The organism is Sphaerochaeta halotolerans, assembly GCF_003429665.1.
Classification (GTDB): Bacteria; Spirochaetota; Spirochaetia; order Sphaerochaetales; family Sphaerochaetaceae; genus Sphaerochaeta; species Sphaerochaeta halotolerans.
In genome coordinates, this window is sequence record NZ_QUWK01000001.1 from 78,910 (window position 1) to 103,411 (window position 24,502).

At 45.5% G+C, this 24,502-nt stretch carries 21 protein-coding genes and 1 riboswitch; of the genes, 16 read left to right on the forward strand and 5 right to left on the reverse strand.

The genetic code is table 11. From position 1 onward, the window contains the following. The first annotated feature begins 139 nt into the window (after nt 1-139). The 10 genes from dnaA to DYP60_RS00415 all read left to right on the forward strand — a co-directional run bounded on the left by dnaA (nt 140) and on the right by DYP60_RS00415 (nt 10,639). The gene (gene dnaA / locus DYP60_RS00370) at nt 140-1,561 is read left to right on the forward strand and encodes a chromosomal replication initiator protein DnaA (RefSeq protein ID WP_117328887.1); all 1,422 of its coding nucleotides are present in this window, start codon (nt 140-142) and stop codon (nt 1,559-1,561) included. A 216-nt stretch (nt 1,562-1,777) separates the two neighbouring features. Continuing rightward, nucleotides 1,778-2,884 carry a DNA polymerase III subunit beta gene (dnaN, locus tag DYP60_RS00375; RefSeq protein WP_117328888.1) on the forward strand — a complete coding sequence of 369 codons (1,107 nt, stop codon included), beginning with the start codon at nt 1,778-1,780 and terminating at the stop codon, nt 2,882-2,884. Beyond that, nucleotides 2,884-3,975, forward strand: coding sequence for a DNA replication/repair protein RecF (recF, locus tag DYP60_RS00380; RefSeq protein ID WP_117328889.1), 1,092 nt, complete (start codon nt 2,884-2,886; stop codon nt 3,973-3,975). Before dnaN ends, recF begins: the two co-directional genes overlap by 1 nt. Further along, entirely contained in the window at nt 3,965-4,285 is a 321-nt protein-coding gene (locus DYP60_RS00385; RefSeq protein ID WP_117328890.1) for a DciA family protein, read from the forward strand. The genes recF and DYP60_RS00385 overlap by 11 nt, the downstream gene beginning before the upstream one ends. A gap of 110 nt (nt 4,286-4,395) precedes the next feature. After that, nucleotides 4,396-4,563, forward strand: coding sequence for a 50S ribosomal protein L34 (gene rpmH / locus DYP60_RS00390; RefSeq protein ID WP_117328891.1), 168 nt, complete (start codon nt 4,396-4,398; stop codon nt 4,561-4,563). Further along, nucleotides 4,544-4,894, forward strand: coding sequence for a ribonuclease P protein component (gene rnpA, locus DYP60_RS00395; RefSeq protein WP_117328892.1), 351 nt, complete (start codon nt 4,544-4,546; stop codon nt 4,892-4,894). Before rpmH ends, rnpA begins: the two co-directional genes overlap by 20 nt. Before the next feature lie 92 nt (nt 4,895-4,986). Next, a complete protein-coding gene (gene yidC, locus DYP60_RS00400) occupies nt 4,987-6,810 on the forward strand; it encodes a membrane protein insertase YidC (protein WP_117328893.1) in 1,824 nt (607 codons plus the stop codon). Nucleotides 6,811-6,851: 41 nt separating this feature from the next. Next, nucleotides 6,852-7,529 carry an RNA-binding cell elongation regulator Jag/EloR gene (gene jag, locus DYP60_RS00405; RefSeq protein WP_117328894.1) on the forward strand — a complete coding sequence of 226 codons (678 nt, stop codon included), beginning with the start codon at nt 6,852-6,854 and terminating at the stop codon, nt 7,527-7,529. A gap of 56 nt (nt 7,530-7,585) precedes the next feature. Beyond that, nucleotides 7,586-7,788: riboswitch (cobalamin riboswitch) on the forward strand. 71 nt (nt 7,789-7,859) lie between these two features. Further along, nucleotides 7,860-9,935, forward strand: a complete 2,076-nt coding sequence (locus tag DYP60_RS00410) for a ribonucleoside triphosphate reductase (protein ID WP_117328895.1) — start codon at nt 7,860-7,862, stop codon at nt 9,933-9,935. After that, a complete protein-coding gene (locus tag DYP60_RS00415) occupies nt 9,932-10,639 on the forward strand; it encodes an anaerobic ribonucleoside-triphosphate reductase activating protein (RefSeq protein WP_165849451.1) in 708 nt (235 codons plus the stop codon). Before DYP60_RS00410 ends, DYP60_RS00415 begins: the two co-directional genes overlap by 4 nt. On the opposite strand, the gene metK is transcribed toward DYP60_RS00415, so the two are convergent. After that, nucleotides 10,623-11,768, reverse strand: a complete 1,146-nt coding sequence (gene metK, locus DYP60_RS00420) for a methionine adenosyltransferase (protein ID WP_117328896.1) — start codon at nt 11,766-11,768, stop codon at nt 10,623-10,625. The two genes, DYP60_RS00415 and metK, sit on opposite strands and share 17 nt — an antisense overlap. 214 nt (nt 11,769-11,982) lie before the next feature. Here metK and DYP60_RS00425 point away from each other — a divergent pair, with 214 nt between their 5' ends. After that, entirely contained in the window at nt 11,983-12,498 is a 516-nt protein-coding gene (locus DYP60_RS00425) for a winged helix-turn-helix domain-containing protein (RefSeq protein WP_165849452.1), read from the forward strand. Continuing rightward, a complete protein-coding gene (locus tag DYP60_RS00430) occupies nt 12,491-13,693 on the forward strand; it encodes an MFS transporter (RefSeq protein ID WP_133299257.1) in 1,203 nt (400 codons plus the stop codon). The genes DYP60_RS00425 and DYP60_RS00430 overlap by 8 nt, the downstream gene beginning before the upstream one ends. Here the strand turns inward: DYP60_RS00430 and DYP60_RS00435 are convergent. Further along, a complete protein-coding gene (locus DYP60_RS00435; RefSeq protein ID WP_202384457.1) occupies nt 13,670-14,686 on the reverse strand; it encodes an adenosine kinase in 1,017 nt (338 codons plus the stop codon). The genes DYP60_RS00430 and DYP60_RS00435 overlap by 24 nt on opposite strands. Nucleotides 14,687-14,777: 91 nt before the next feature. Here DYP60_RS00435 and murA point away from each other — a divergent pair, with 91 nt between their 5' ends. Further along, on the forward strand, nt 14,778-16,067 hold the full coding sequence (gene murA / locus DYP60_RS00440; RefSeq protein WP_117328899.1) for a UDP-N-acetylglucosamine 1-carboxyvinyltransferase: 1,290 nt from the start codon (nt 14,778-14,780) through the stop codon (nt 16,065-16,067). A gap of 448 nt (nt 16,068-16,515) precedes the next feature. Here the strand turns inward: murA and DYP60_RS00445 are convergent, their stop codons facing one another. The 3 genes from DYP60_RS00445 to DYP60_RS00455 form a co-directional block, all read right to left on the reverse strand. Then, complete coding sequence (locus DYP60_RS00445; protein WP_117328900.1) at nt 16,516-17,640, reverse strand: sigma-54-dependent transcriptional regulator; 1,125 nt, start codon at nt 17,638-17,640, stop codon at nt 16,516-16,518. Between the two features lie 141 nt (nt 17,641-17,781). Next, nucleotides 17,782-18,582, reverse strand: coding sequence for an RsmE family RNA methyltransferase (locus tag DYP60_RS00450; protein WP_117328901.1), 801 nt, complete (start codon nt 18,580-18,582; stop codon nt 17,782-17,784). Next, a complete protein-coding gene (locus tag DYP60_RS00455; RefSeq protein WP_165849453.1) occupies nt 18,579-20,018 on the reverse strand; it encodes a S41 family peptidase in 1,440 nt (479 codons plus the stop codon). Before DYP60_RS00455 ends, DYP60_RS00450 begins: the two co-directional genes overlap by 4 nt. An 82-nt stretch (nt 20,019-20,100) precedes the next feature. Between DYP60_RS00455 and lgt the strand changes: the two genes are divergently transcribed. The 3 genes from lgt to gpmI are packed head-to-tail and all read left to right on the forward strand — an operon-like array spanning nt 20,101 to nt 24,500. Continuing rightward, entirely contained in the window at nt 20,101-21,060 is a 960-nt protein-coding gene (lgt, locus tag DYP60_RS00460; protein WP_117329108.1) for a prolipoprotein diacylglyceryl transferase, read from the forward strand. After that, complete coding sequence (locus DYP60_RS00465) at nt 21,047-22,816, forward strand: aminopeptidase P family protein (RefSeq protein ID WP_117328902.1); 1,770 nt, start codon at nt 21,047-21,049, stop codon at nt 22,814-22,816. The genes lgt and DYP60_RS00465 overlap by 14 nt, the downstream gene beginning before the upstream one ends. Before the next feature lie 37 nt (nt 22,817-22,853). After that, the gene (gene gpmI, locus DYP60_RS00470) at nt 22,854-24,500 is read left to right on the forward strand and encodes a 2,3-bisphosphoglycerate-independent phosphoglycerate mutase (RefSeq protein WP_117328903.1); all 1,647 of its coding nucleotides are present in this window, start codon (nt 22,854-22,856) and stop codon (nt 24,498-24,500) included. Nucleotides 24,501-24,502 lie beyond the last annotated feature (2 nt).

A 24,502-nucleotide genomic window follows, 5' to 3' on the forward strand; every position in this document is an offset into this window, starting at 1 on the left:
AAATTATGGGGGAGTTGCAAGCTTGCACAGGAGTTCGAGTCAATTTAACTAATTCTTTTATTACAAGATTTTAGAAACAACACAACCAGCAAGCTGTACAATACTTGCACCGTCTGACGCTACAAGGTAAAATGGCCGCATGAGCGAAGCACAAAACATATACTATGAGTTCTGGCAGGAAACTGCCTCCCGTATCAAGGAGACCCTTCCAGAGCAGGAATACCATACCTGGTTCAATCGAATTGCCTACCTAAAATCTGATAATCATAAGGTAGTATTGGCTGTAGCAAGCCAGTTTATTCTTGACACAGTAATAGCCCGTTACAGGGATATGATACGCAATACTATGATTGAACTGACTGGAGAGGAAATCGATATTGTGTTTGAGGTGGTATCACGTTCAAAAATTGAACAAATACAACAACCATCCAAGGAACCCAAGGAAGCACCAAAAGAAACAACAGCATTCGCCTTACAAGCGAAGCCTCAGGTAAGCGAAGAGAAAACCTTGAAAATGAAGAAGGACTGCAATCTGAATCCTTCCTATGAGTTTCATACCTTCGTCATCGGGGATAACTCTGCATTTGCCTATAACGCAAGCCTTGCTATTGCAAAAAACCCAGGGGTTAGTTACAACCCTTGTCTCATCTATGGTGGTGTTGGGCTTGGGAAAACCCACCTCTTGAACTCCATAGGAAACTACATCATCAACAACACTCCAGAGTTGAAGGTGATGTATGTTACAGCTGAGATGTTTACCAATGAATTCATTGAGTCAATCGGTTCTCAAAGGACCCAGCAATTCAAGAACAAGTTTCGTAAAGTAGATGTACTGCTCATTGATGATATACACTTTTTACAGGGAAAAGACAGCACCCAGGAAGAATTGTTCCACACGTTCAACAACCTGTACGAGTCAAAGAAGCAGATGGTATTCACGTGTGACCGTCCCATCAGTGAATTAAAAAACATCACCGACCGTCTGAGTTCCAGGTTTGAAAGAGGACTGAACGTCGACCTACAACCACCAAATTATGAAACAAGAATGGCCATTCTTAAAAAGAAACTCGTAGAAAGAGGCGGTTCGATGAGTGAGGAGATTCTTAACTACATAGCAACCAATGTATGTACCAATGTAAGGGACCTTGAATCATCACTCACCAAGCTTATCGCCTACAGCGAACTGCTCGGACAGGAAATATCGTTTGACAAAGCAAAGGAACTCCTTGGCATTCTCCCATCCCTGGCTGCCAACTCGAATCAGACCCTTTCAATAGATACCATCATCAAGGTGGTAGGAGAGTATTTCAATGTGAGCAGCTTCGAGATTAAAGGAAAAAAGAAGAACAAATCTCTCATACAACCAAGACAGATTGCCATGTTCTTGGCTCGGGATATTACCGAGTATTCCACCACGGAAATAGGTACTGAATTTGGGGGCAGGGACCACACTACAGTAATGCATGCACATGATCGCATTGAGTCCCTGATGAAAGGGGATGAATCGTTTGCAAATACCATTGTAAAATTGAAAAGGGACTTAACAAATGGTAAGCGATAATATCTTGTGGATAACCACGGGACACCTTGTGGATAACTTCAAAAACCTGTGGATACAGCTTTTTTCCTTGTGGAAGAAATGTGGGCAACTTAGCAAGATATCCACAAGATGACAAAAAATAAGCAGTGATTGGAGAAGAAATTAGAAAGTTATCCACAAAATCTGTGCTATTATTACTATTATTACTATATTTTTTAATAATCTAGGAGTATTAATATGAAATTCGTCTGCAACAAAGATGACATCCTCAATGAGATACTATATTCAATGGATTTTACCAGTCAGAGAAACTCTCTTTCCATCACCAGCAACGTCTATCTGGAAACCTCTGGAGGAAGACTCATCATCAGGGCTACAGACCAGAAACTAGGATTCAGTACTGAAATTGCCGTTGAAACCTTGCAAGCAGGGAAAACCACTGTTTTCTGCGAAAAACTCCTAAATATTCTCAGAAGCCTTCCTGATACCAAAATAGATTTCTCATTGGAAGATGGAATGCTTACAATCAAACCTGAAGAACAAAACATTGATTTCAAACTGAGAACCATTGGTGCTGATGAATTTCCATCCTTGGAAAATTCAGAATCATCTTCGTATTTTACGATTCCTCAAAAATCCTTTACCGATATGGCGAACCAGACCATGTTTGCCATCAGCGAGGATGAAACAAGATATTTTCTCTGTGGTCTGTACCTCGAAAGAAATGCAAGTGGCATGAATATGGTTGCCACCGATGGAAGAAGACTTTCCATCGTGGAAAGAACCTTTGAAGAAGACCTTCCCATGTTTCCATCAATCATAATCCCACCGAAATTCTTTACTGAATTGAAAAAACTCTCGACTGATGAGGGAATGCTTGATCTCGCAATAACAGAAAACATCCTCTTTGCAAAAATTGGAAACAGAACTTTCTATACGACCCTGATCAAAGGGCAATATCCAAACTATCGCAGGGTTATTCCTGAAACACAAACCTATACATGTACGATGAGAATTCAGGATATGCTTGATGCTTTGAAGAGGGTTTCTCTCTTGGTTGAAAACAAGGCAAAACGGATTTTCCTCGATATCAGTGAATCTGGAGTGCTGCTTACCAGTGATGAAAGTGAAGTAGGAGAAGCAAAAGAGATTATTGCATGTCAGTATGAAGGTCCTGATACCAAGGTTTCCTTGAACTACACATACTTGGTGAACCCACTGAAGGTTATGGAAGGGGAGTACTTTTCTATAAGCTTTACCGAGCCTACACGTGCTATGACAGTAAAACCTGATAGTAATAAGGATTACTTTCATATCATCATGCCAATGCAACCGAATGCCTGATGCGTTTTACCCAGCTTTGGACTAACCAATTCAGAAATCTGGTCAGTGAGAAAATACCTGTCGACAACCGGCAGGTATTCCTCATTGGACCCAATGGTCAGGGAAAAACCAACTTACTCGAAGCTGTATATACGCTCTGTTATGGTTCTTCCTTCCGTACAAACCAACTGAAGGAACTTGCAACCGACAAGGAAAAAAACTTTAAACTTGAAGGGGTGTATGTAACTGATGATGAGCAACAGCACACGCTTGTGCTCGAATACAAGGATGCAAAAAGAACGGTATTGCTTGATGGGAGGGAAATCAGGGACAGAAAGGAGTTAATCTACAACATTCCCTGTATCGTGTTCAGTCACGATGATATTTTTTTTATCAAGGGCGAACCTGAGCAGCGGCGAAGATTCTTTGACCAGATTATGAGCATGTACAACCCACTGTTTTTCGATGATATGCGTAGGTATCGTTCGGTCTTGAAGCAACGAAATATGGCAATTAAGGAACAACGTTTTGAACTGCTTCCTGTGTATGATATTCAGCTAGCCACCTATGGAATCGCAATCCAACAGGAAAGGACTCGAGCTGTTTTTGAATTTGACCAGATTTTTCCCGATATGTATCGCTCTGTTTCGCTTCAGGATATTGATGTGCATATTGAGTACCAACCATCCTGGAGTACGTGTGCAACCAAGGAGGAAGTTATTGCCTACTTGGAACAAACAAGAAGCAGGGATATGAATCTGTTGACGACTACCAGTGGAATCCATCGTGATAGATTCCAGGTGATGAAAGGTACTCAAAATTTTTCCCAAACAGGATCTACTGGGCAATTACGGCTTGCTTCTCTCATTTTCCGTACAGCGCAAATGGCTTTTTACGAAAAAAAAACAGGACAAAAGCCATTAATACTTGTCGATGATGTTCTCCTTGAACTTGATCATACAAGGCGGGCACAATTTTTAAGATTAATGCAATCCTATAATCAAGCTTTCTTTACCTTTCTGCCTGAAGAACTCTATTTCTCCTCTCTGGCAGATGAGAACGCATTGGTGTATACTGTCGACCAGGGAAGATTTATCAGCAATGAAGGATAAGAAAACGAGACTGTGCAAGGATGGAGAACCACTGGAAGCAAAAGCTGTGCTGGATTATGTCTTGCGCAGGCTTGATATCCGCCCGGATGATCCAAAAGCGGCAGTTGGATTTGAATGGCAGAAGATTATCGGAAATCGTTTATATCCCCATGTGAAAATTGTGGAAATAAAGCACACAACCTTAGTTTTGAAAGCTGACCATCCTTCTTGGGCCCAGATTACCATGATGCAACAAAAAAGGATACTTTCTCTGCTTGCAAAGAAATATCCATCTCTTGGCATCAAGAGCATTCAGATGCTAAGCTCTTAGTTACTTGACGGAAATACAAGCAGTCTATATACTGCACCACTCGGGGGAGTATCCTCTGAATTAAGTAGAAACTATCCGCGTAAAGCGATGTAAAAATTGGAGATTATCTCATGAGTTACAAAGGAAAAAGAACCTACCAGCCCAGTAGAGTGAAGAGAAACAGGAAGTTTGGTTTTAGGGCTCGTATGGCAACAAAGGGCGGTCGCCTGGTTTTGGCCCGCAGAAGAGCCAAAGGCAGACACAAACTGTCAGTATGTGATGAGAAGAAGCCTTTCTAAAAAAGAAATTGTAAAACGTAAACCGGAGATTGATCGAATATTCAAGACTGGCAGGCATTTTCCCTGCCATGGATTGAAACTTATTGTAAGTCAGAACCAACTAGATGTTGATAGGATTGTGGTAATTCCGGTCCGTCATTACGGTAATGCTGTCCAAAGAAACAGGATCCGTAGACAAATCAAGGAAATTTGGCGTACAGAAAAACCCAGGATGATCCCCGGTTACGATTTTGCATTTGTTGTCTATCCAGGAAAGGTTCATGATTATGCATTCCAGAAGGAACAAATACTCTCTCTCTGCGATAAGGCTGGGGTGTTTTACCAGTCTTAAAACGCTTTCATAACACTCCTCATTCTGTTGTTCTGTCCTATCTTTCCTGTGATTATTTTCTTCTCTAAACATCCCCCCTATCAGGAGCAGATATGGACAAAAATACCATTCTAGCCATTGTTCTATCCGTATTGGTCATTACCCTAGGGATGACCATTCAAGCCACCTTCTTTGCGCCGCCTGTACCAGAAATGGTGCCTACCACTGAACGTGTTGAAACCTCAAGGACCACCACTGGTGATACCACCTATTTGGCACCAGCCCAATCGAGTCAAGTCTCAGCAAATATAGCGTGGGACAGCAACCTACCAGGTTCACTGGTTGCAGTTGGCAATAAAGGCAACAGTACTCCATTCACGTTTGAAACAAACTATTTCTTGATTGAATTCAACCCCAATGGTGCATCGATTGCCTCCTTCAAATTGAAAGACCACCTAGATAACGGAGAACCAGTCGAACTCTTGTTCAAGGATGCAACCTCCAATGATGCTTTCTTGCTATATGCAGGAAATGACAAGACCAATCCCATTGATGCAAACTTCCGCTATCAGATCATTGGAAACCAAGTGCAATTCACTCAGGAGTTTGCCCTCCTCGAGGAAGATGGAAAGACTCCTGGAGCACCATTTACCATAACCAAGACCTACACATTTGGTGAAGAGGATTACCTTTTTGAAATTGATGTAGAGACCAGAAACAGCGAAAATAAAGCGATTCCACTCTCATTTGAGAATTTTGCATATACACTCGCTTTTGAGCCACAGATTGGACCTTCTTTCACTTCCCTTGATAACAACTACAACTATCGTCGTTTTTACATCAAGGAAGATGGATCTTCCAAGAAGGATCAGGTCAAGTTGAGCAATGGTGCATACACAACAACCAAGCCACTCTCCTGGGTTGCTCTTGTTGGTAAGTATTTCTCCCTGATTGCAATTCCTGATGCTACCAATTACATGGTCAGCTTGAGTGAAGTTTCTGGCGAAGGCATTCCATTGCAGTCAAGCATCTACCTGAGCAGGCCAACCATCAAGAGTGCAGCCCAGACCGATACCTTCAGGTTCTATGCAGGTCCACAGCTCAAGAGAGATATGGTTATCTACAACGATGCCTCCTTGAATAGCTTTGGTGTTTCCGGTTTGCAACTTGAAGCAGCACTGGACAGCAGTTCGTGGCTTGGATGGTTGGAGACAATCCTGAAGACCATCTTGAACCTGCTCTACAAGATAATCCCAAACTATGGTATCGGTATTATCATTCTGACCTTCCTTCTTAAGCTGGCACTGTACCCGATTACCAAGAAAGGCATGGAATCTACTGCAAAGATGGCATCCCTCTCTCCAAAAATGCAGGAGATCAAGGAAAAGTACCCTGACAATCCAACCAAGCAGAACGAAGAGATGGCTGCCATGTACAAGAAAGAGAAGATCAACCCAATGGGTGGATGTCTTCCCATGTTGTTGCAGTTCCCCATCCTTATCGCCTTCTACGGATTGCTCAACAAGCACTTTGAGCTTCGTGGGGCGATGTTCATCCCGGGATGGATTCCCGACTTGAGCCGTCCTGATATGGTTGCCAGTTTACCGTTCAACCTGCCGTTCCTCGGCAATGAACTGCACTTGCTGCCTATTTTCTATACGGTAAGTATGATTTACTCAATGAAAATTACCCAGAACGCCTCAACTGCAGGTAGTCAGCAGGGCATGATGAAATTCATGACCTATGGAATGCCGTTGATGTTCTTCTTTGTGCTGTATAATGCACCTTCTGGTTTGATTCTCTACTGGTCAGTGATGAATGCACTATCCATCGTCCAGCAGCTGTATACCAACAAGAAGAAGCAGCAAGAAGCAGCCGAAGAAGCGCAAAACAACGTGCCCCAATTCCCTAGGGCAAAGGGAAAGGGACATAAATAGAAATTCAACTGCGGGGGAGCTTCCCCCGAACGGAGTAACATATGATGAAAGAATTCGAAGGACGTACTGAGCAGGAAGCTATTGCAAAAGCAATTGAGGAACTGCATATTGAGCGTGAAGATTTCGATGTGGAAATCGTTGAACCGGTCAGGAAAGGACTGTTCAAGAAGAGTAATGTAAAGATCAGGATTCATTTTGACGATGGAAGCAATCTGGAACCGGATACATTTGAGGATGATGAAAGAGAACTGGAACAGCCTATCAACAGTGAACTTGAAGATAAGTTGCTTGCATTTGTAGCCACTATTTTGGAAAAGATGGGCTATGAAGGCAGCGTATCCATCGGGTTTAGAAAGGAACGCAAGCTTGGACTGAATATTGAGAGTAACAACTCAAACATCATCATCGGGAGAAAAGGGAAGAATCTGGATGCCATTCAACTTATTGCCAATGTCTATGCTGGGCAGCTTGACCCTGACATGAAGGTCATCGTCGATAGTGAGAACTATCGCATGCGGCATGAGGAGCAATTGATCAGAATGGCTTTCAAGACGGCTGAACAGGTGCGGAAGAGTGGTAGGAGCAAGTTGCTTGAACCGATGAATCCGTATGAGCGAAGGCTTGTCCATACTGCACTCAATGATTTTGGTGGTGTGGAAACCAAGAGTGAAGGAGACGGACTGTATAAACAAATCCGAATCTCGAACGAGAGAAACTGATCCAACAGCGGGAGCCAATCACGGTTCCCGCTTTTTAGTGCTTGACATATAAGTAGAACAGAAATACTATTGCTGGTGTGCCGTATGGCACAAAACACTATATCTTGTGTGTATAGGAAAAGGGAAGTTAGGTGTAGAAGCCTACGCGGTCCCGCCGCTGTGATGGGGAGTTCCGGGCAAGGTCCACTGGAGAAATCTGGGAAGGAGCCTGGGATGAAGAACCTAAGCCAGAAGACCTTGCCTGTACAGACACGCCGTCACGGAGCATGACATAAGGCGTGTGCTTTAGAGCACCCTCTTTTTACGTCTTGTCTCCGCCAGGAGGAAACCATGCAACAGCAAGTGGTAAAACGAGACGGGCAGGTGGTTCTCTGCGAGGTTCAGAAAATCATCGATGCAATCGAAAAAGCAGCCAATGCTGCAGGACAAAATGTGGATGCCAAAAAGGTAGCCACCCTCGTTTTGTCCAAGGTCAAGGAGATGGAAAAGGTTGGGGTGGAACACATCCAGGACCTTGTTGAAGAAACCTTGATGGAACATGCCTATCAAGCAACGGCAAAAGCCTACATACTGTACCGTAAGGACAGGGAACGGGTGAGAGAGGGCAAAGCCTTGATCAAGGCAACCAATGATATGTTCAGTGCGTATCTTGATGATACAACCTGGAGAGTCAAGGAGAATGCCAATACCCGTCGTTCGGTCAATGGTATGAACAACTACATCCGAGAACGATTTACCGAACAGTACTGGTTGCATGAAATCTATCCAGAGACAATTCGTGGTGCACACCAGAGGGGAGCTCTGCATCTGCATGACCTTGGCTTTTTTGGACCGTACTGTTGTGGGTGGGACCTTCGTCAACTCCTTGCCTCAGGCTTTGGAGGTGTTGACGGGAAAGTTTCCAGTAACCCGGCAAAACATTTTCGGGCGCTCTTGGGACAGGTAGTAAATGCAACCTTCACCTTTCAAGGTGAGTGTGCAGGAGCGCAGGCTTGGTCTTCCTTCGATACATATTGTGCTCCCTTCATTAGATATGATGGACTCACCTTTATGGAGGTAAAGCAAGCTATGCAGGAGTTCATTTTCAATCTCAATGTCCCTACCCGCGTAGGCTTTCAATGCCCCTTCTCCAATCTTACTTTTGATATAACCGTTCCCTCCAGTTTGCAGGATGTTCCGGTCATCCGGGGAGGGGTCGCACAGAAAGAGACCTATGGAGAATTCCAAAAAGAGATGGATCTGATCAACCTCGCCTTCTGTGAAGTGATGGAGGAAGGTGATGCCTCTGGCAGGGTCTTCACATTCCCAATCCCTACCTACAATGTGACCAAGCAATTTCCTTGGGAATCGAAGGTTGTGGATTCCATCTTTGCGATGACAGCCAAATACGGGATTCCCTACTTCTCCAATTATGTGAACAGTGACCTCTCTCCTGAGGATGCACTTTCAATGTGTTGCCGACTCAGACTCGATACCTCTGAGCTCAAGAAACGGGGAGGAGGGCTTTTTGGTTCCAATCCACTTACTGGCTCAATTGGTGTGGTGACACTGAATCTTCCCCGGCTTGCCTATGAGAGCCAAGATGAACAAGAATTCATCTCTGCACTCCATGGTCTTTCCAAGCTTGCAAAGGAGAGTCTTGAGATCAAGAGGAACGTTATCGAGAAACAAACGGAACGTGGGATGTATCCATTCAGTCAATGTTCGTTGGAAGCGGTAAAGCAACGTAATGGACGTTATTGGGCAAACCACTTCAGTACCATCGGTATCGTGGGAATGGAAGAGGCATGTCTCAATCTATTCGGCAAGGAAGGATCCCTGACAACCGAGAAAGGGCAGTCCTTTGCCCTGCAGGTACTCACTTCCTTGCGAGAGAGCATTCAAGGCTTTCAGGAGGAGACCGGAAACTTCTACAACCTTGAAGCGACTCCTGCCGAGGGAGCCAGTTATCGATTGGCTAACCTCGATAAGAGAGCATTTGGCGATATCATCACCGCAGGCGAGAAGGTTGCATACTACACCAATTCCTCGCAGCTCCCAGTAGGATATACAGACGACCTCTATGAGACGTTGGAGAAGCAGGACGCCCTGCAGTGCCAATACACAGGAGGAACGGTCCTGCACCTCTATCTTGCCCAGAGAATAGAGGACCCAAAGCTTGCCAAGCAGTTAGTGAGGAATGTATGTACCCGTTACAAACTTCCCTATGTCTCCCTTACCCCAACCTTTTCTACCTGCAAGAACCATGGATATCTTGATGGTGAGGTCGAATTCTGTCCCTACTGCGGGGAAAAGACCGAGGTATGGACCAGGGTGGTTGGGTATCTCAGGCCCAAGGAGGATTTCCATCCTGGAAAGCAAGAGGAGCATCGTCAGAGAAAGTCGTATACGGTAAAGGTGTCATGATTGTCAGTGGTGTTGAAGGCTCTTCATTCCTGGACTATCCAGGGATGTTGAGCTGTGTTCTCTTTACCCAAGGATGTAACTATGACTGCTTTTATTGTCATAACCGTTCCTTGATTGCTCATCAGAATGGGAGTATTGGCTATCAAGAGATAGAAAGTTTCTTGAAGAAACGGGTTGGTTTTCTACAAGCAGTTGTCATCAGTGGTGGTGAGCCTACCTTGCATGGTGAGCTCGCCCAATACTTTCTCTTGGCAAAAGACCTGGGGTTTTTTACCAAGCTGGATACCAATGGGAGTCGGCCTAAAGTGCTTTTGGAATTGTTGGAAGCAGGACTGCTCGACTACGTTGCGCTGGATGTGAAAGCGCCATGGGCAAGGTATCGGGAAATTGCAGGAAAAGGGGCCGACCCAAAAAATGTACAACGCTGTGTGTCTTTGCTTCAGGAGTATCAAGGGACGCATCCTGCCTTTCGATGGGAGGTAAGAACCACTTTGGCTCCAACCTTGGGGGAAGCTGATTTGTTTGAGATTGCTACCATGCTGCCTGAAGTAAACCGTTGGGTACTTACCTTCTATCGTACACCGAAGGATTACAGGCAGAAGGATGAAGAGAGGATCAACCTACCCGCTCTTGGTGAGCGGGAGGTTGTTGGCTTGCAAGAGAGATTGCTCCTCTTGCAGCCGAATCTCAAGCGAGTGAGATAATCTGTTCCCAGGGAAGGTCACTCTTGCCAAAGTGTCCATAGTTCATGGTCTTCTGGTAGATAGGCCTTTTTAGATCCAAGGTCTTTATGATGCCTGCAGGAGTGAGGTCAAACTTCTCCCGCACCAGTTTTTCCAACTGTTCATCGTCCTCTGTTCCAGTTCCAAAGGTATCGACATAGACACTGATGGGATAAGGAACTCCAATTGCATAGGAGAGTTGGACCTCACAGGTTGTGCATAAGCCATTTGCCACCAGGTTCTTTGCAACGTAGCGAGCCATGTAGGCACCGCTGCGGTCAACCTTGGAGGGATCCTTTCCACTAAAGGCTCCCCCCCCATGGCGGCCCATGCCGCCATAGGTATCGACAATGATTTTCCTACCTGTTAATCCAGTGTCCCCTGCAGGGCCTCCTGTGACAAATCTCCCTGTTGGGTTTATGTACATCTTGGTCTTCTCATTCAATAGACCTGTAGGCATAAGAACCGCTTCAATGACTTCCTTGGTGAGGTATGGGATCAATGTATCACGTCGTGCCTGTTCTGTATGTTGATGACTGATGACCACCGAGTCGATATGCACCGGTTTCCCCTCTTGGTACAGCAGAGAAACTTGACTCTTTGCATCGGGTCTCAAGAAGGGGGCTTCCCCGCTTTTTCTGAGCATGCTTGCTCTCTCCAGGAGTTGATGTGCCCAATAAATTGGAGCTGGCATAAGACACTCTGTTTCATTACAGGCATACCCGAACATCATGCCCTGGTCTCCTGCACCCTGTTGACCGTACAATGAAGTCTCTGCGCTAACTCCCATGGATATGTCTGGTGACTGGGTATTGGTGAAATCCATCACTGTAAGGGTATGATAGTCAAAGCCGAATCCTTTATCGGTATATCCAATTTCCTTTACTGTAGATCGGACAATTTGTTCGATGTCGATAGTTGCCTTGGTGGAGAGTTCTCCTCCTACCACGACCCTGTCCGTAGTTGCAAAGACTTCACAAGCAACTCTGCTCTGTGGATCCTGGGCAAGACAAGCATCCAAAATGGCATCGGAAATCTGGTCGCAGACCTTGTCCGGATGTCCCTCACTGACTGATTCTGAAGTGAAAATGTGTGAACCGTGTGTTAACATACTACACCCTTCCTTATGGAACTGCGGAAGGGGGAACTCAACTCGAATGGATTGATACGCTCCCCTTTTAGCAAGTTTCTTTATTGACGCCCGCAAGCCGGGAGGCTGACAAATCGACGTCACTACAGATAATACCAAGAACCACGGTTTTTTACAAGATAATATCAGAGATTTACATAACACTAATTGTTATGATATATATATTGTTATGAAGATGCTTTATATACAAGATGGAAAACAGTTGGAAATCTACATGCATCCCAAACGGCAGCAGATTTTACATGCGTTGAGCGTACAGGGACCGATGACAGCCAAGATGCTCAGTGATGCACTCGGGATGACCCCCTCCAGTGCAAAACATCATGTATCTCGTTTGATGGAGTTGCAGGTAGTCGAGGTTGATCACACTGAATTGATCCACGGTATTACCGCTACCTATTATCGAAAGCGTTTGGTAACGGTAAGTTTCAGCTCCCTCGCCGAGGAGAAAAGAAAGCTTGTTTGTGGTGTGATTGCCAAGCAAATCCATGATGACTTTTACAAGAAGGCGCAATCATTTACTGATGAAAATGGTCATTTCCAAGCAGACCAGCTTTCCGGGGTAATACACCTCAGTAAACCGGAGGCTGATGAGCTTTATAAGCTTATCAGAGCGTTTATAGATGAGAAGGAGAAGAAAGAGGACGGGACTGAGCTTTTTGTTTTCTCGCTGATGGCCTACCATGCTTAGCAGTACCTTTCATCCTGCCCCCTATCTAGCCAGTCTGTCTGCTTCCTATCTTGCGTTAGGAGTGACCCTGCCTGCAATGAGTCTGATTATAATAAGCAAGGGATATCCACTTGAGTATTTGGCCGTGATCATGGTCATGTACTCGATAGCTGTAATGGTGGCCGAGGTTCCAAGTGGTGTATTTGCCGATACCTGGGGAAGGAAAGCAAGTTTTCTCCTTGGGCTTGCCTTCTCTTTGGTGGGAACCATTTGTACTTTATTTGACTCCCTTTACCTGCTTGGTTTGGGATTCTTGCTTACCGGTCTTGGAAGAGCTTTTGGAAGTGGGAGTCTCGATGCAAAATATATTGAGGATGGGCAGAAAGCAGGAGGCAAGCTCGAGGACCTTGTGTATGCTTTGGAGATCAATTCAGGAATTTCCCTCAGTGTAGGGGCCCTACTGGGAGGGTGGCTGCTTACCTTTGGTAAAGATGGTCCCTCCCTCACCCAACCACTGCTTCTTGTACGTATGGTGTTGTTGGTTGGATCTATGGTACTTGTGACCTTATCCATCAAGGAAGAGGTAGCCCAGGATATAAAGCGTAGCTCATATGGGGAACAGTTTCGTTTGTTTGCTTCTGTTTTACGCTCCTCTCCATTTCTTGTATTTTACAGTGCGAGTGTACTTCTGCAAGGGATGCTGCTGGCCTCCCTTGAGAGCTATTGGCAGCCGTATCTCAAAGCATTGCTCCTGAATGATTCCATGCTTTGGATACTGGGGGTGACGACAGCCATCATTTTCTCAATCAGTATCCTTGGATCGGTAATTGGGAAGAAAATAGTACGTCATAAGAGCCCTATAGGCATCTATTGTATACTCTTTATCCTTGTCTATATGCTTCAGGTACTGCTCTCCATGAGCACAAACATCCTATGGTTTTTGGGTGTGTTCTCCCTAATCTATCTCCTGCTTGGAGTACTTTCAGTGATAGGAACCTATGTATTGAACAAGGTGGCAGAGGATAGGGTAAGGACAAGTATGATCAGCCTCTCCTCATTCAGCTTGCAGGCTGGTGGAGTTTTGACAAATGTATTTGCCGCATCACTATTTCTCTTGGGAGGTATTGCGTTCTTCTGGAAGGTTTCTGCTCTTGTGGGGGCGGTAGGGATGCTGACGCTGGCAAAACCGATGTTACAGCGTTTTCCAATCTCCTGAAGCAAAGAGATCTCTGAGTTCTTTTGCTTTTTCCTTGCTGAACTGGGCACCACGCTGGGTGATAATCTCCCCAGCAAGGATGGATGCTATCGTACCTGAATTCCTGGTTGAGTAGCCATGGTACAGTCCATAGAGAAAACCTGCAGCATATACGTCTCCAGCTCCTGTGGTGTCAGTAGGGACTACTGGTCCCTTGACTGGGATATTTATAATCTTCCCTTCATGGCAGACGTAGGAGCCTTTTTTCCCATTCTTAACAATGGCTGTCCTACAGAGCTTACCCATGGAGCGGCAGCACTCATAGGGGTCATAGTTGTCAAAGAGGATTCTTGCTTCTTCACGGTTTGCAAAAACAATATCACAATCTTGCTCAATAAGGTTAAGGAACGGTTCTCGATAGCGTCCAACGGCGAAGGGATCTGCTAGATCAAAAGAGACAACTGTATTGTTGGCTTTTGCAATGCCCAATGCTTTTTTAATGGCCCCTTGCTGGCTTTTTGTATCCCACATATAGCCAGTAAAGTGAAAGAAGGATGCTTCTGCTACGGTTTTTTCATCTACATCAGACATCTCATAGAGCCGGTTCGCTCCTAGAAAGGTGTTCATACTCCGTTCACTATCTGGTGTGATGAGGATAACAGTGGAACCAGTCATTTCCTTGTCGGTTGTAACAAGTTGATCTCCAACCCCAAGCTCCTTGAGGCGTTGTTGATACATACGTCCATTCTCATCATTGCCAATTTTCCCTGCCAAGGTTGTAGTAACTCCCAGGGAGGCAAGAGCAATGATGGTATTGGGGCAGGAACCTCCACAGCTGTAGGTTGTTTTGCGTTCCTTTGAGAGGAGCATAAGCTCTTCCATTCTCTGTGGGCCAATCAAAGCCATGGTACCCTTATGGATTCCAAGTGCAGTTATGTCATTTTCCTCAACACTGACGATGATGTCGATGAGGGGATTCCCAATGCCATAGATTATGTGCTCACGCTCTTTCATGTACAGCCATTCTACCATTGCTTTCCATCTGTATTCAACAAGAAGCTTGCGAAACTATTGAGCCAAGGGTAGGATGGACGAGGAGGCAACAATGGGAGCATATCGGATAACCGGGGGGAATCCTGCAAGCGGGGAGGTGCAAATCAGTGGAAACAAGAATGGTGCACTACCGTGTCTTGCTGCCACTTTGCTGACTGATGACCCTGTTCGATTATTGAACGTCCCTGATATCGAGGATGTTCAGGTTATGATCAAGCTTTTGGAAAACCTTGGTTCCAAGGTTGTCAAAGAGGATGCAAACACCTACACCATCATGAGCGGAGGCAGGAACGGGAATCTCAAGAAGAAGCTTGTTCAATCGGTCAGGGGGTCCATTCTTCTTTTAGGACCATTGCTGGCTACAATCAATGAAGTTCGTTTGACTCCTCCAGGAGGGGATGTTATCGGGCTTCGTAGACTTGATACCCACTTCATTGGTCTTTCGGCCTTAGGAGCTTCTTGCCTGATCAATGAAGAAGGGGAGATCCATATCAAATCCGAGGGAAGCAGATTGAAGGCAAATGATATCTTCCTTGATGAAGCTTCCGTCACGGCTACTGAGAATGTCATCATGGCTTCTTCGCTCGCCGAAGGCGAGAGCATCATCAGCAATGCAGCGAGTGAGCCCCATGTACAGGATCTTTGTCGAATGCTCAACAGCATGGGGTGCCATATTGAGGGAATTGGTTCCAACCGTCTCTATGTCACCGGTAAGAAGAAACTCCATGGCTGTGAATTTCGTCTTACCGCAGATTACATGGAAGCCGGTTCTTATATCGGCCTTGCTGGTGCTACTGGAGGTCAGTTGCTGCTCAAGGGTGTCGACCCTGAGCAACTGAGAATGATTCGTTTGGGTTTTGAACGAATTGGAATCTCCTTCGTTGCCGATGGTCCTTCATCCATCCTTGTGCCGAAAAACCAGAAACGGATTCTTGCAAAGGAAGTAGGAGGTCATACAGCAAAGATTGATGACGCCCCTTGGCCTGGATTCCCTGCCGACCTGTTGAGTATCATCACGGTCTGTGCCACCCAGATGGAAGGTTCTATTCTTATCCATGAGAAGATGTTTGAGTCGAGGATGTTCTTCGTTGATTGGTTGATCAGAATGGGCGCGGATATTATTCTCTGTGACCCGCATCGAGCAGTAGTCAATGGTCCCAGCCAACTTCTAGGTTCAGAACTTTCCAGTCCCGATGTGCGAGCTGGAATGGCGCTTGTCATTGCCGCTGCATGTGCAAAAGGGGTCAGTGTAATCCAGAATATCTATCAAATTGAACGCGGTTATGAAAATTTGTGTGGCAAGCTCCAAGCATTGGGTCTGGCCATCGAGCGGGATGTGTAACTCCCTGTTTTTACTGGAGTTCACTCACTTGTCCAGAAGTTATCCACAAGTTATCCACAAGCAAGTGATACCCAGGTTGCAAGTGGGTGCAGTTAAGACAGATTTCTAATAAGAAACAATGGTTTTTATATAGTACCAAAGAATATGATAACTATTTACATTATAATAAATAAAACATAAGTTTACCAAATAGATTTCATCGTATTTTTATATAGGTTTAATGCACTTCTTATTGTTTAGTAAAGAGGTTGGATTTATGACAAATAGACGAGTTGTCAACAAGGTATCCACAACCTTTGCACGTTGCGTTTTGGTGCAGTAACTCACCTTCAAAGGTTACTTAGGTTGAAATATGTGTTGATGTGTTTTGCCCAATGCAAATCTGTTTTCAGGATAAAATCTTGTTCAGTATGGAAAGCGGTACTTCCTGTGGTAGGAGTTCTTTTCGTCAACTCACATAAATATCATCATGCCTAACCACTATGGCCGGCTCTTCTACACTGTTGATCATGCATCGTCTGATGGTGGAGAAGAGCTGGCGTACATTTCCAGGCCAATGATAACTCTTCAGTAGTTCCAGCCCTTTGTCATCCACCTGTTTCTTGGATTTGCAGCGAAGCAGAAAGTGTTCACAAAGCTGAGGAATGTCCTCTAGATGCTCTCTCAGTGGTGGTAAGGTGATACTCACATCGTTGATACGATAAAAGAAGTCCTTGCGGACCCGGTTCGCTTGCATCAGCGATACGAGGTCTTCATTGGAAGCAGTGATGAGGCGGAATCGCGAGGTATGCAACTGTGTATCTCCCAAACGCCGGTACTGCCCATTTTCCAGGAGTCTGAGCATGTAGGCTTGGAAAGAAAGAGAGAGGTTCTCCACTTCATCCAGGAATAGTGTCGATTGGTTAGCTTCGTGGACCAATCCCGGGAGCTCCGTTTTCCCATCTGTAAAGGCCCCTTTTGCGTGGCCAAAGAACATTGAGTTTCCCAACGAGCTGGAGAGAAGTGAACAGTTGACCGAAATCATGTTCCGATGTGGGTAAGAGAGGCGATGAATATACGTTGCCGCAAGTTCCTTTCCTGTTCCTGTTTCCCCATAGAGGTGAATCGAACAATTCTGTTTTGCATAACGGTAGAGGTCTGTTCTGAGATTTTGCATACGATTGCTGTTACCGATCAGCCCACAAGGGACATAGGTTTTTTTTGGTTCTCTTCCCTCTGTTTCTCCGAGAAAACGATCTAAATAGGAAAAGAGGGAATCAAAATCCATACCATTCCTTTGTACTACATGAAGAATAAGGTTCTTACAGAATTGCTTGTCTATTTGGGTTTCATCGCTGGAAAAGAGCAGAATCGGGATTTTACACTTCTGATAGGTAAGTTGTTCAAGGATTGAACGTTGGGTTCCCTTGCTCATTCGTTCGTCGATGATGACCAGCTCTGGTTTTACAGAGCTGGTATCCAGTGCTTCCAAAAGTTTATGGGAAATAGTGAATTCATGAAGAAAACTCTGGTTGAAATGATGTTTAAACTGCTCTTTGAATCGCCAATCCGAAGAGATGATGAACAGAGACATGTTGAGACTCCCCAATATATAATCATAGGAATACCCGAGACAGCAGAGGGAGAGGCAACAAGGTTGGATTCGTGTATTCCTTGGTATACTATGAAAGCTGTGAGAATCGTGCTCTACTCTCTTTTTGAGAGGTGTACCGGTTCAGTAGTTTTTCTTCTCTGTCATAATGGTCTGAATTGCCGAAAGTGCATACATTCCTGCAGTTTCGCTACGGAGAATATTGGTCCTTAAGAGTACTGGATGAAATCCAGCATCCTCAAGGAATATGCACTCCTCTTCGCTCAATCCACCTTCTGGGCCGACAAGTAAGGCAATTGGGGTTTCTATGGGTATCTCTTCAATGAGTTCATGAAGCGTTTTCTGGGTTTCTTGACGCTTGCTCTGATGGAAGAACAGTGCAAGGCCACGGTTGTTCCACCACTTTGGGATTTCTGTCAGTGCAATAACCTTTGGAACAATTTCAGTGGGGACTGGAGAGCCACTCTGCTGCAAAGCCTCTTTGACTTGTCGATCCAGCCGTTGGAAGCGGTTGTCCAAAGCTTTTTCACGTTTCCCTGATAGATCTGGCACACAATATCTACTTTGAATAAGTACAATCTCTCTGGTTCCAATTTCTGTTGCTTGGCGAACAATCTGTTCTTCCTTTTTCCCTTTGCAGAGACACTGCATAAGCGTCAAATTTGGATAGGGACCAGTATAGGAAGGAAGTGCATCGGTTGTTTGGACCGATGCATCTTCTTCTACCTGTTGGCAGGAGAGCGTACATTCACGGTTGCTTATTCTATCAACTGTGAGTTGATAGGCCTTTCCCTCTTGGTCACGACCAAGAATGTGTTGCCCTTCCTTGAGTCGAAGCACCTTGCTCAGGTACTGGCTCTCTTTTCCTTTGAGTACCAGAGAGGATTCCCCTTTGAAGGTTTTTGGAAGGATATACTGCCTCACGATCCATTCCTAATAAATTCAATGGCTCGTCTTAATTGCCTATCAAATATGGGGTCTGCAATAGGACGATCTTCATAGGGCATCTTGGAGAGATACTCGTTTCTGATCAGCAAAAGCAGAATTTCCTCATTGATTCCTCTTTCCTTGTACTGTTCGGCAAATGCCCTGATATGTTCATCTGTCGGCTCTGGGTACTTCTGGACATAGGAGGAGAGGACATTTTCTGTCATCAGCGCTTCAAAGAGTGGGATTTCTTCCTCACTGAGTTCTACATCCTCCACCAGTATATCGGGCTCGATACCCTTCTTGTGGATATTCTCCCCGTTGGGGGTGTAGTAGTGTGCAGTGGTTACCTGGGCAAATCCATCTCCGAATTGGAATACATCCTGTACGACACCCTTTCCAAAGGTTTTTGTACCGATCAAGGTTGCCCGATTGTTGTCCTTCATTGCCGCAGCAAAAATTTCTGCAGAGGATGCTGATCCTTTGTTTGTCAGGATGACGATAGGAAGATCCAAAGGAACCTCTGGGTCTCCACTGGAGATATACCGTTGATCCCTTTTTGTTCCCTTCTTTCCTTGGATGGTAACCAACGTCTTCCCTTCTTCCAGGAAAATATTTGCTGCTTGCATGGTTCCATCAACCGCTCCTCCTCCATTATTGCGCTCATCAATGATGAGTCCAACGATGTCCTCTTCCATGAGCTTCTTAACATGTTCGAGAAGTTGTTTCCCGGTTTGGGGAGTAAATTCATAGAGAATGATATACCCAATGTCACCTTCCAGTACACCGCTATCCACGGTCGGGGTAGTAATCATCTCCCGTACCAGGGTAATGTCGAAGGAAGTTCCATTCCTATAGACGGTAATGGTGACAGTGGTATTGGGTTCACCCCGAAGAAGCATACTTGCTTCATAACTGGTCAACTCATCTACCGCTTCCCCTTCAATATGACTGATCAAATCTCCAGCACGCAAACCAGCCCGTTGGGCAGGAGAACCTGGGAACGGAGAGACGATGGTGATCATATAGGTGGATGGATCACCAGGATCCTTGTTTTCAGGAACTGGTTTATTGAGATAGGTCCCGATTCCTCCATACACTCCTACTGTCTCTTCCTGGTACTGTTTCGCCTCAGAAGGTGGTACGTAGAAAGAATAGGGGTCATCGAGACTGGCGACCAGCGCTGTAGCAAGGTCATTGAACATTTTCTCTTTGTCGACTTCATCGATATAAATGGAATCCACATAGCGGTATAACCGCTCCAAGGAGGCCATATCGATTGAGATTTGGTCTACCGTTGATCCCTGGGAGGTATAGCCACCCGACAGCGGAGAAGCAAGAACCTGTTCCACCGAGCCCCCTGCAAAGAGGGGAAGAATCATCAACAATACTATGAGACTTAGGCTGAGCCTACGGGTATTTTTGCTTTTCATATACTGAATATACAGCATTGGAAGGAAATCGGCTAGGTTGTTGAGTATTGACCACACTAGTATTGCACATTACACTTGCCTCATGACCTTATTCATCGAATTTCCCAGTTGGATTTCACCGGAAATCATACCCGGTCTGCCTCTCAGATGGTATGGTCTGATGTACGTGGTAGCCTTTAGTGTTGCTTATCTGATGATCCGTGTACAGGCAAGAAAGGGTGAAATAGCCATTGATGCTGACCAAACACTGAATCTTGTATTGTATTGTGTAGTTGGTTTGATCCTTGGAGCACGCTTATTCAGTGTTCTCTTCTATGATGGCTCCTTCTATTACTGGACCCACCCTTGGATGATATTCTGGCCTTTTAGGGGTGGAAGATTTATTGGTCTCCCTGGAATGAGTTACCATGGAGGCTTGGTAGGGGCTATCATCGGAGGATGGATTTACAGTAGGCGATACAAGCTATCCTTTTTTTCCATTGCCGATACGGTCGCCTATGCAGCTCCGCTCGGGTATACCTTTGGACGTTTGGGTAATTTTATCAATGGAGAACTCTTTGGCAGGGTTTCTACCAAACCTTGGGCAATGATTTTTCCTGATGCACCATCCTTTTCCACCAACTATGCATGGGTGCGAACAATAGCCGACCAAGTAGGCATCAGGTATCAAAGTGGAGCTATGGTCAATCTTCCCAGGCATCCGAGTCAGCTTTATGAAGCTTTGTTTGAAGGGATATTGCTGTTCCTTTTCCTTTGGTTTGTAATCAGGCCGAGACGAAAGCAACATCCTTCAGGATTTGGCTTGGTCTGGTATACGGCAGGATATGGTTTTGTTCGATTCTTCATTGAATACTTTAGGGCTCCTGATGAGAACCTTGGCTACATCATCGCCCTTGGCAGTAATTCGGACAATATTGCCTTGTTCCAATCCTTTTTCAATTTTTCCTTGGGTCAGCTCTTCTGTCTGGCCATGATTGTTTCAGCAGGTATCTTCGCTGTTTTTCTGAAACGGCGTGAAGGAGTCAAGCATGTCAGTAATTGATGAACGGGTTGGAAAACTCCGTTCCCTAATGTCTAACAATAACCTTGATGGGTGGATTATCAATGGAACCGATCCCCATCAAAGCGAATATGTCTGTGATAGATGGAAGAGCCGAGCTTGGATCAGTGGTTTCACTGGGAGTGCAGGAACAGTTCTCATCACTCAGGAAGATGCCTTGCTATGGGTCGATTCACGCTACTTCATCCAGGCAGGGCAGCAGATTGAGGGAACCTGTTTCCAGATGATGAAGATTGACACCCCCTCCTATCCTGATCCCAGTGCTTATTTAAAGGAGCATCTGCAGAAAGGAAGTAGGATAGGAATCGACAAGGCGACGTTGACGGTAAAAGGAGAGCAGGACTTGCAGAAAGCCTTCAAGGAAGACTTGGATTTGGTTCCTTTTGATGACATGCTGGAACAGATTTGGCAGGACAGGAGTGAAGTCCCTGCAAAGCCGGTGAGCTCGCTTCCTGATGATATTGCCGGATTCTCCCGCAGTCAAAAACTTGCCATGGTCCGCTATGCCATGGTGCAGCAAGGGGCCTCCTATACGGTAATTTCTTCCTTGGATGATATTGCGTGGATAACCAATCTTAGGGGTGATGATGTTCCTTACAATCCTGTGTTCCTTGCCTATCTTGTAATTGGCAAGACGGATGCATGGCTTTTTACCAATCCAGGAAGATTTACTGATGCCCTGAGTAACGATGTTTCCCAGGATTTCACCATTCTTCCCTACCAGGATGTGGTCTCAACACTCAAGCGTGTTTTGAAAGAGAGGGATGTTCTGTACTTCAATCCAGAAAAGACCAATCTTCTCATTGCAGAGACCTTCGGGGGGATAAAAACAGTCACTGGCCTTGATTTCACCACTGAATTGAAGGCTTGCAAGAATGACACAGAAATGGAAGGGATGCGGAAAGCGCACCTGCTGGATGGAGTAGCCTTGGTCAATTTCCTCTCCCGTCTCGATACTAAGCAAGGAACCTATACTGAAATTGCTATCTCAAACCTACTCAAGGAACAGAGAATGCGTAATCCTGATTGCATTGGAGAATCTTTCTCTCCTATCAGTGGCTGGGCAGAGCATGGTGCAATATGTCACTACAGTGCAACAGAGGAGAGTAATCTGACGGTTGAAGGAAATGGTTTGTTGGTTCTCGACACCGGAGGGATGTATACCTTTGGGATGACCGATGTAACCCGCACAATTCTCTTCGGGGAACCCACTGATGAGCAGATCAGGGACTATACGCTGGTATTGAAAGGAAATCTTGCCATCGCTTCTGCACGTTTTCCTGAGGGAACATGTGGATACCAATTGGATGCATTGGCTCGGCAGTTCCTTTGGCAACAGGGGATGAGTTACTTCCATGGTACTGGTCATGGTATTGGGTTCCGTCTCAACGTTCACGAAGGCCCTCACTCCATCAGCCCAAAGCCTCTTCCCGTTTCATTGAAGAAAGGTATGGTGGTCAGTGATGAACCAGGCCTGTACAAAGAAGGTCGGCATGGGATCCGGATTGAGAACATTGTTGCCGTTAGAGAGGATGTGAAAACGGAATTCGGGCAATTCTTGAGCTTTGAGGTCTTGACCATTTGTCCGTTTGAACGCAGATTGATAGACAAGAACCTGCTTTCAGCCCAAGAGATAGCTATGGTGGATGCATATCATCACTGGGTCTATGAAGAACTGGAGCATCTGGTTGATGAGGAAGCGCTGGAGTATCTACGGGGTGCAACAAAACCTCTTTAGCCAGCACACGAAATGGAATTACAAGGAGTTTTATATAATGGTTGATGCATTGAAAAAAATGGGAAAAATTTCTCGGAAAGGTCCTGTTGTATTGGTCATCATGGATGGCGTAGGATTTGGAAAATACAAAGAAGGGGATGCAGTGGCATCCTCACGTACCGGAACCCTGAACAAGCTGTACAAGGCTTACCCCTGGACCAAACTCAAGGCTCACGGCACTGCAGTGGGGCTCCCCTCAGACGATGATATGGGTAATAGTGAGGTTGGTCACAATGCCATGGGTTGTGGAAGGGTTTTTGCCCAAGGGGCGAAGCTGGTCAATGCTTCCATCTCTACAGGTGCGATGTATGAAGGCACTACGTGGAAGAAGTTGATCAATAATGCAAAAGAGAAGCAGTCAACTCTCCACTTTATTGGTTTGCTGAGCGATGGGAATGTACACTCCCATATCGACAACCTCAAGGCAATGATTGTCCAGGCAAAAAAGGAAGGGGTCTCCAAGGTTCGTGTACATGCACTACTTGATGGACGGGATGTTGGAGAGCTCAGTGCCCTTGAATACTTCGATCCATTTGAGGAGTTCCTCTCTGGCCTCAATGATGAAGGATTCGATGCAAAGATTGCCAGTGGTGGTGGTAGAATGGTCATTACTATGGACCGGTATAACGCAAACTGGAATATGGTCAAGAAGGGCTGGGAAACCCATGTATTGGGTGAAGGAAGAATGTTTGACAGCGCTCATGAGGCTATTGTAACACTTCGTGAAGAGTCAAAGGCAATTGACCAGGACCTGCCTCCTTTCGTAATTGCAAAGGACGGAAAACCGGTAGGTACCATTGAAGATGGGGACAGTGTCATTCTCTTCAACTTCCGAGGTGACCGTGCTCTTGAGATTACCAAGGCTTTTGAGGCCGAAGAGCTCACCGAATTTGATCGCAAGCGTCGTCCCGATATCGAGTATGCCGGTATGATGGAGTATGATGGTGACTTGCATGTACCCGCACAGTTCTTGGTAACACCCCCGGCAATTGATAAAACACTTGCTGAGTATCTCTGTGCCTCAAAGGTGAAACAGTTCTCCATCAGTGAGACCCAGAAGTTCGGGCATATAACCTACTTCTTCAATGGAAACAGGAGTGGGAAATTTGACGCATCCCTTGAAGAGTATGTAGAGATTCTTAGTGACATCGTCCCCTTTGAGGAACGTCCCTGGATGAAGTGTGCAGAAATTGCTGACCGTGTCATCAAAGAGGTTGAAAACGGTGATTGGGATTTCATCAAGCTGAATTTCCCCAATGGAGATATGGTGGGTCATACCGGTAACTACCAAGCTGTTGTTTGCTCGATGGAAGGGCTTGATCTGCAGATTGGTAGAATATACAAGGCGGTCATGGAAGCAGGTGGCGTGATGGTAATCACCGCAGACCATGGGAATGCTGATGATATGTTTGAGCATGCCAAGGATGGTAGTGTGAAGTACAAGGAGAATGGTGACCCTCAGGCAAAGACCAGTCACTCGCTCAACCCTGTACCATGCATCATCTGTGACAGCAACTATCAGGGAGAGTATGAGACTGAGCTCAAGAGTGGACTCGGAATAAGCAGTATTGCAGCAACCTGCATGAATCTGCTCGACTTTGAGTCTCCAAGCGAATACGATCCAAGTATTATAACGGTAAAATGATG

Excerpts from the sequence above, each read along its gene's own strand:
- dnaA (WP_117328887.1), top strand. The coding sequence starts at position 140 with ATGAGCGAAGCACAAAACATATACTATGAGTTCTGGCAGGAAACTGCC.
- dnaN (WP_117328888.1), top strand. The coding sequence starts at position 1,778 with ATGAAATTCGTCTGCAACAAAGATGACATCCTCAATGAGATACTATAT.
- recF (WP_117328889.1), top strand. The coding sequence starts at position 2,884 with ATGCGTTTTACCCAGCTTTGGACTAACCAATTCAGAAATCTGGTCAGT.
- DYP60_RS00385 (WP_117328890.1), top strand. The coding sequence starts at position 3,965 with ATGAAGGATAAGAAAACGAGACTGTGCAAGGATGGAGAACCACTGGAA.
- rpmH (WP_117328891.1), top strand. The coding sequence starts at position 4,396 with ATGAGTTACAAAGGAAAAAGAACCTACCAGCCCAGTAGAGTGAAGAGA.
- rnpA (WP_117328892.1), top strand. The coding sequence starts at position 4,544 with ATGAGAAGAAGCCTTTCTAAAAAAGAAATTGTAAAACGTAAACCGGAG.
- yidC (WP_117328893.1), top strand. The coding sequence starts at position 4,987 with ATGGACAAAAATACCATTCTAGCCATTGTTCTATCCGTATTGGTCATT.
- jag (WP_117328894.1), top strand. The coding sequence starts at position 6,852 with ATGATGAAAGAATTCGAAGGACGTACTGAGCAGGAAGCTATTGCAAAA.
- DYP60_RS00410 (WP_117328895.1), top strand. The coding sequence starts at position 7,860 with ATGCAACAGCAAGTGGTAAAACGAGACGGGCAGGTGGTTCTCTGCGAG.
- DYP60_RS00415 (WP_165849451.1), top strand. The coding sequence starts at position 9,932 with ATGATTGTCAGTGGTGTTGAAGGCTCTTCATTCCTGGACTATCCAGGG.
- metK (WP_117328896.1), bottom strand. The coding sequence starts at position 11,768 with ATGTTAACACACGGTTCACACATTTTCACTTCAGAATCAGTCAGTGAG.
- DYP60_RS00425 (WP_165849452.1), top strand. The coding sequence starts at position 11,983 with ATGCTTTATATACAAGATGGAAAACAGTTGGAAATCTACATGCATCCC.
- DYP60_RS00430 (WP_133299257.1), top strand. The coding sequence starts at position 12,491 with ATGCTTAGCAGTACCTTTCATCCTGCCCCCTATCTAGCCAGTCTGTCT.
- DYP60_RS00435 (WP_202384457.1), bottom strand. The coding sequence starts at position 14,686 with ATGAAAGAGCGTGAGCACATAATCTATGGCATTGGGAATCCCCTCATC.
- murA (WP_117328899.1), top strand. The coding sequence starts at position 14,778 with ATGGGAGCATATCGGATAACCGGGGGGAATCCTGCAAGCGGGGAGGTG.
- DYP60_RS00445 (WP_117328900.1), bottom strand. The coding sequence starts at position 17,640 with ATGTCTCTGTTCATCATCTCTTCGGATTGGCGATTCAAAGAGCAGTTT.
- DYP60_RS00455 (WP_165849453.1), bottom strand. The coding sequence starts at position 20,018 with ATGAAAAGCAAAAATACCCGTAGGCTCAGCCTAAGTCTCATAGTATTG.
- lgt (WP_117329108.1), top strand. The coding sequence starts at position 20,101 with ATGACCTTATTCATCGAATTTCCCAGTTGGATTTCACCGGAAATCATA.
- DYP60_RS00465 (WP_117328902.1), top strand. The coding sequence starts at position 21,047 with ATGTCAGTAATTGATGAACGGGTTGGAAAACTCCGTTCCCTAATGTCT.
- gpmI (WP_117328903.1), top strand. The coding sequence starts at position 22,854 with ATGGTTGATGCATTGAAAAAAATGGGAAAAATTTCTCGGAAAGGTCCT.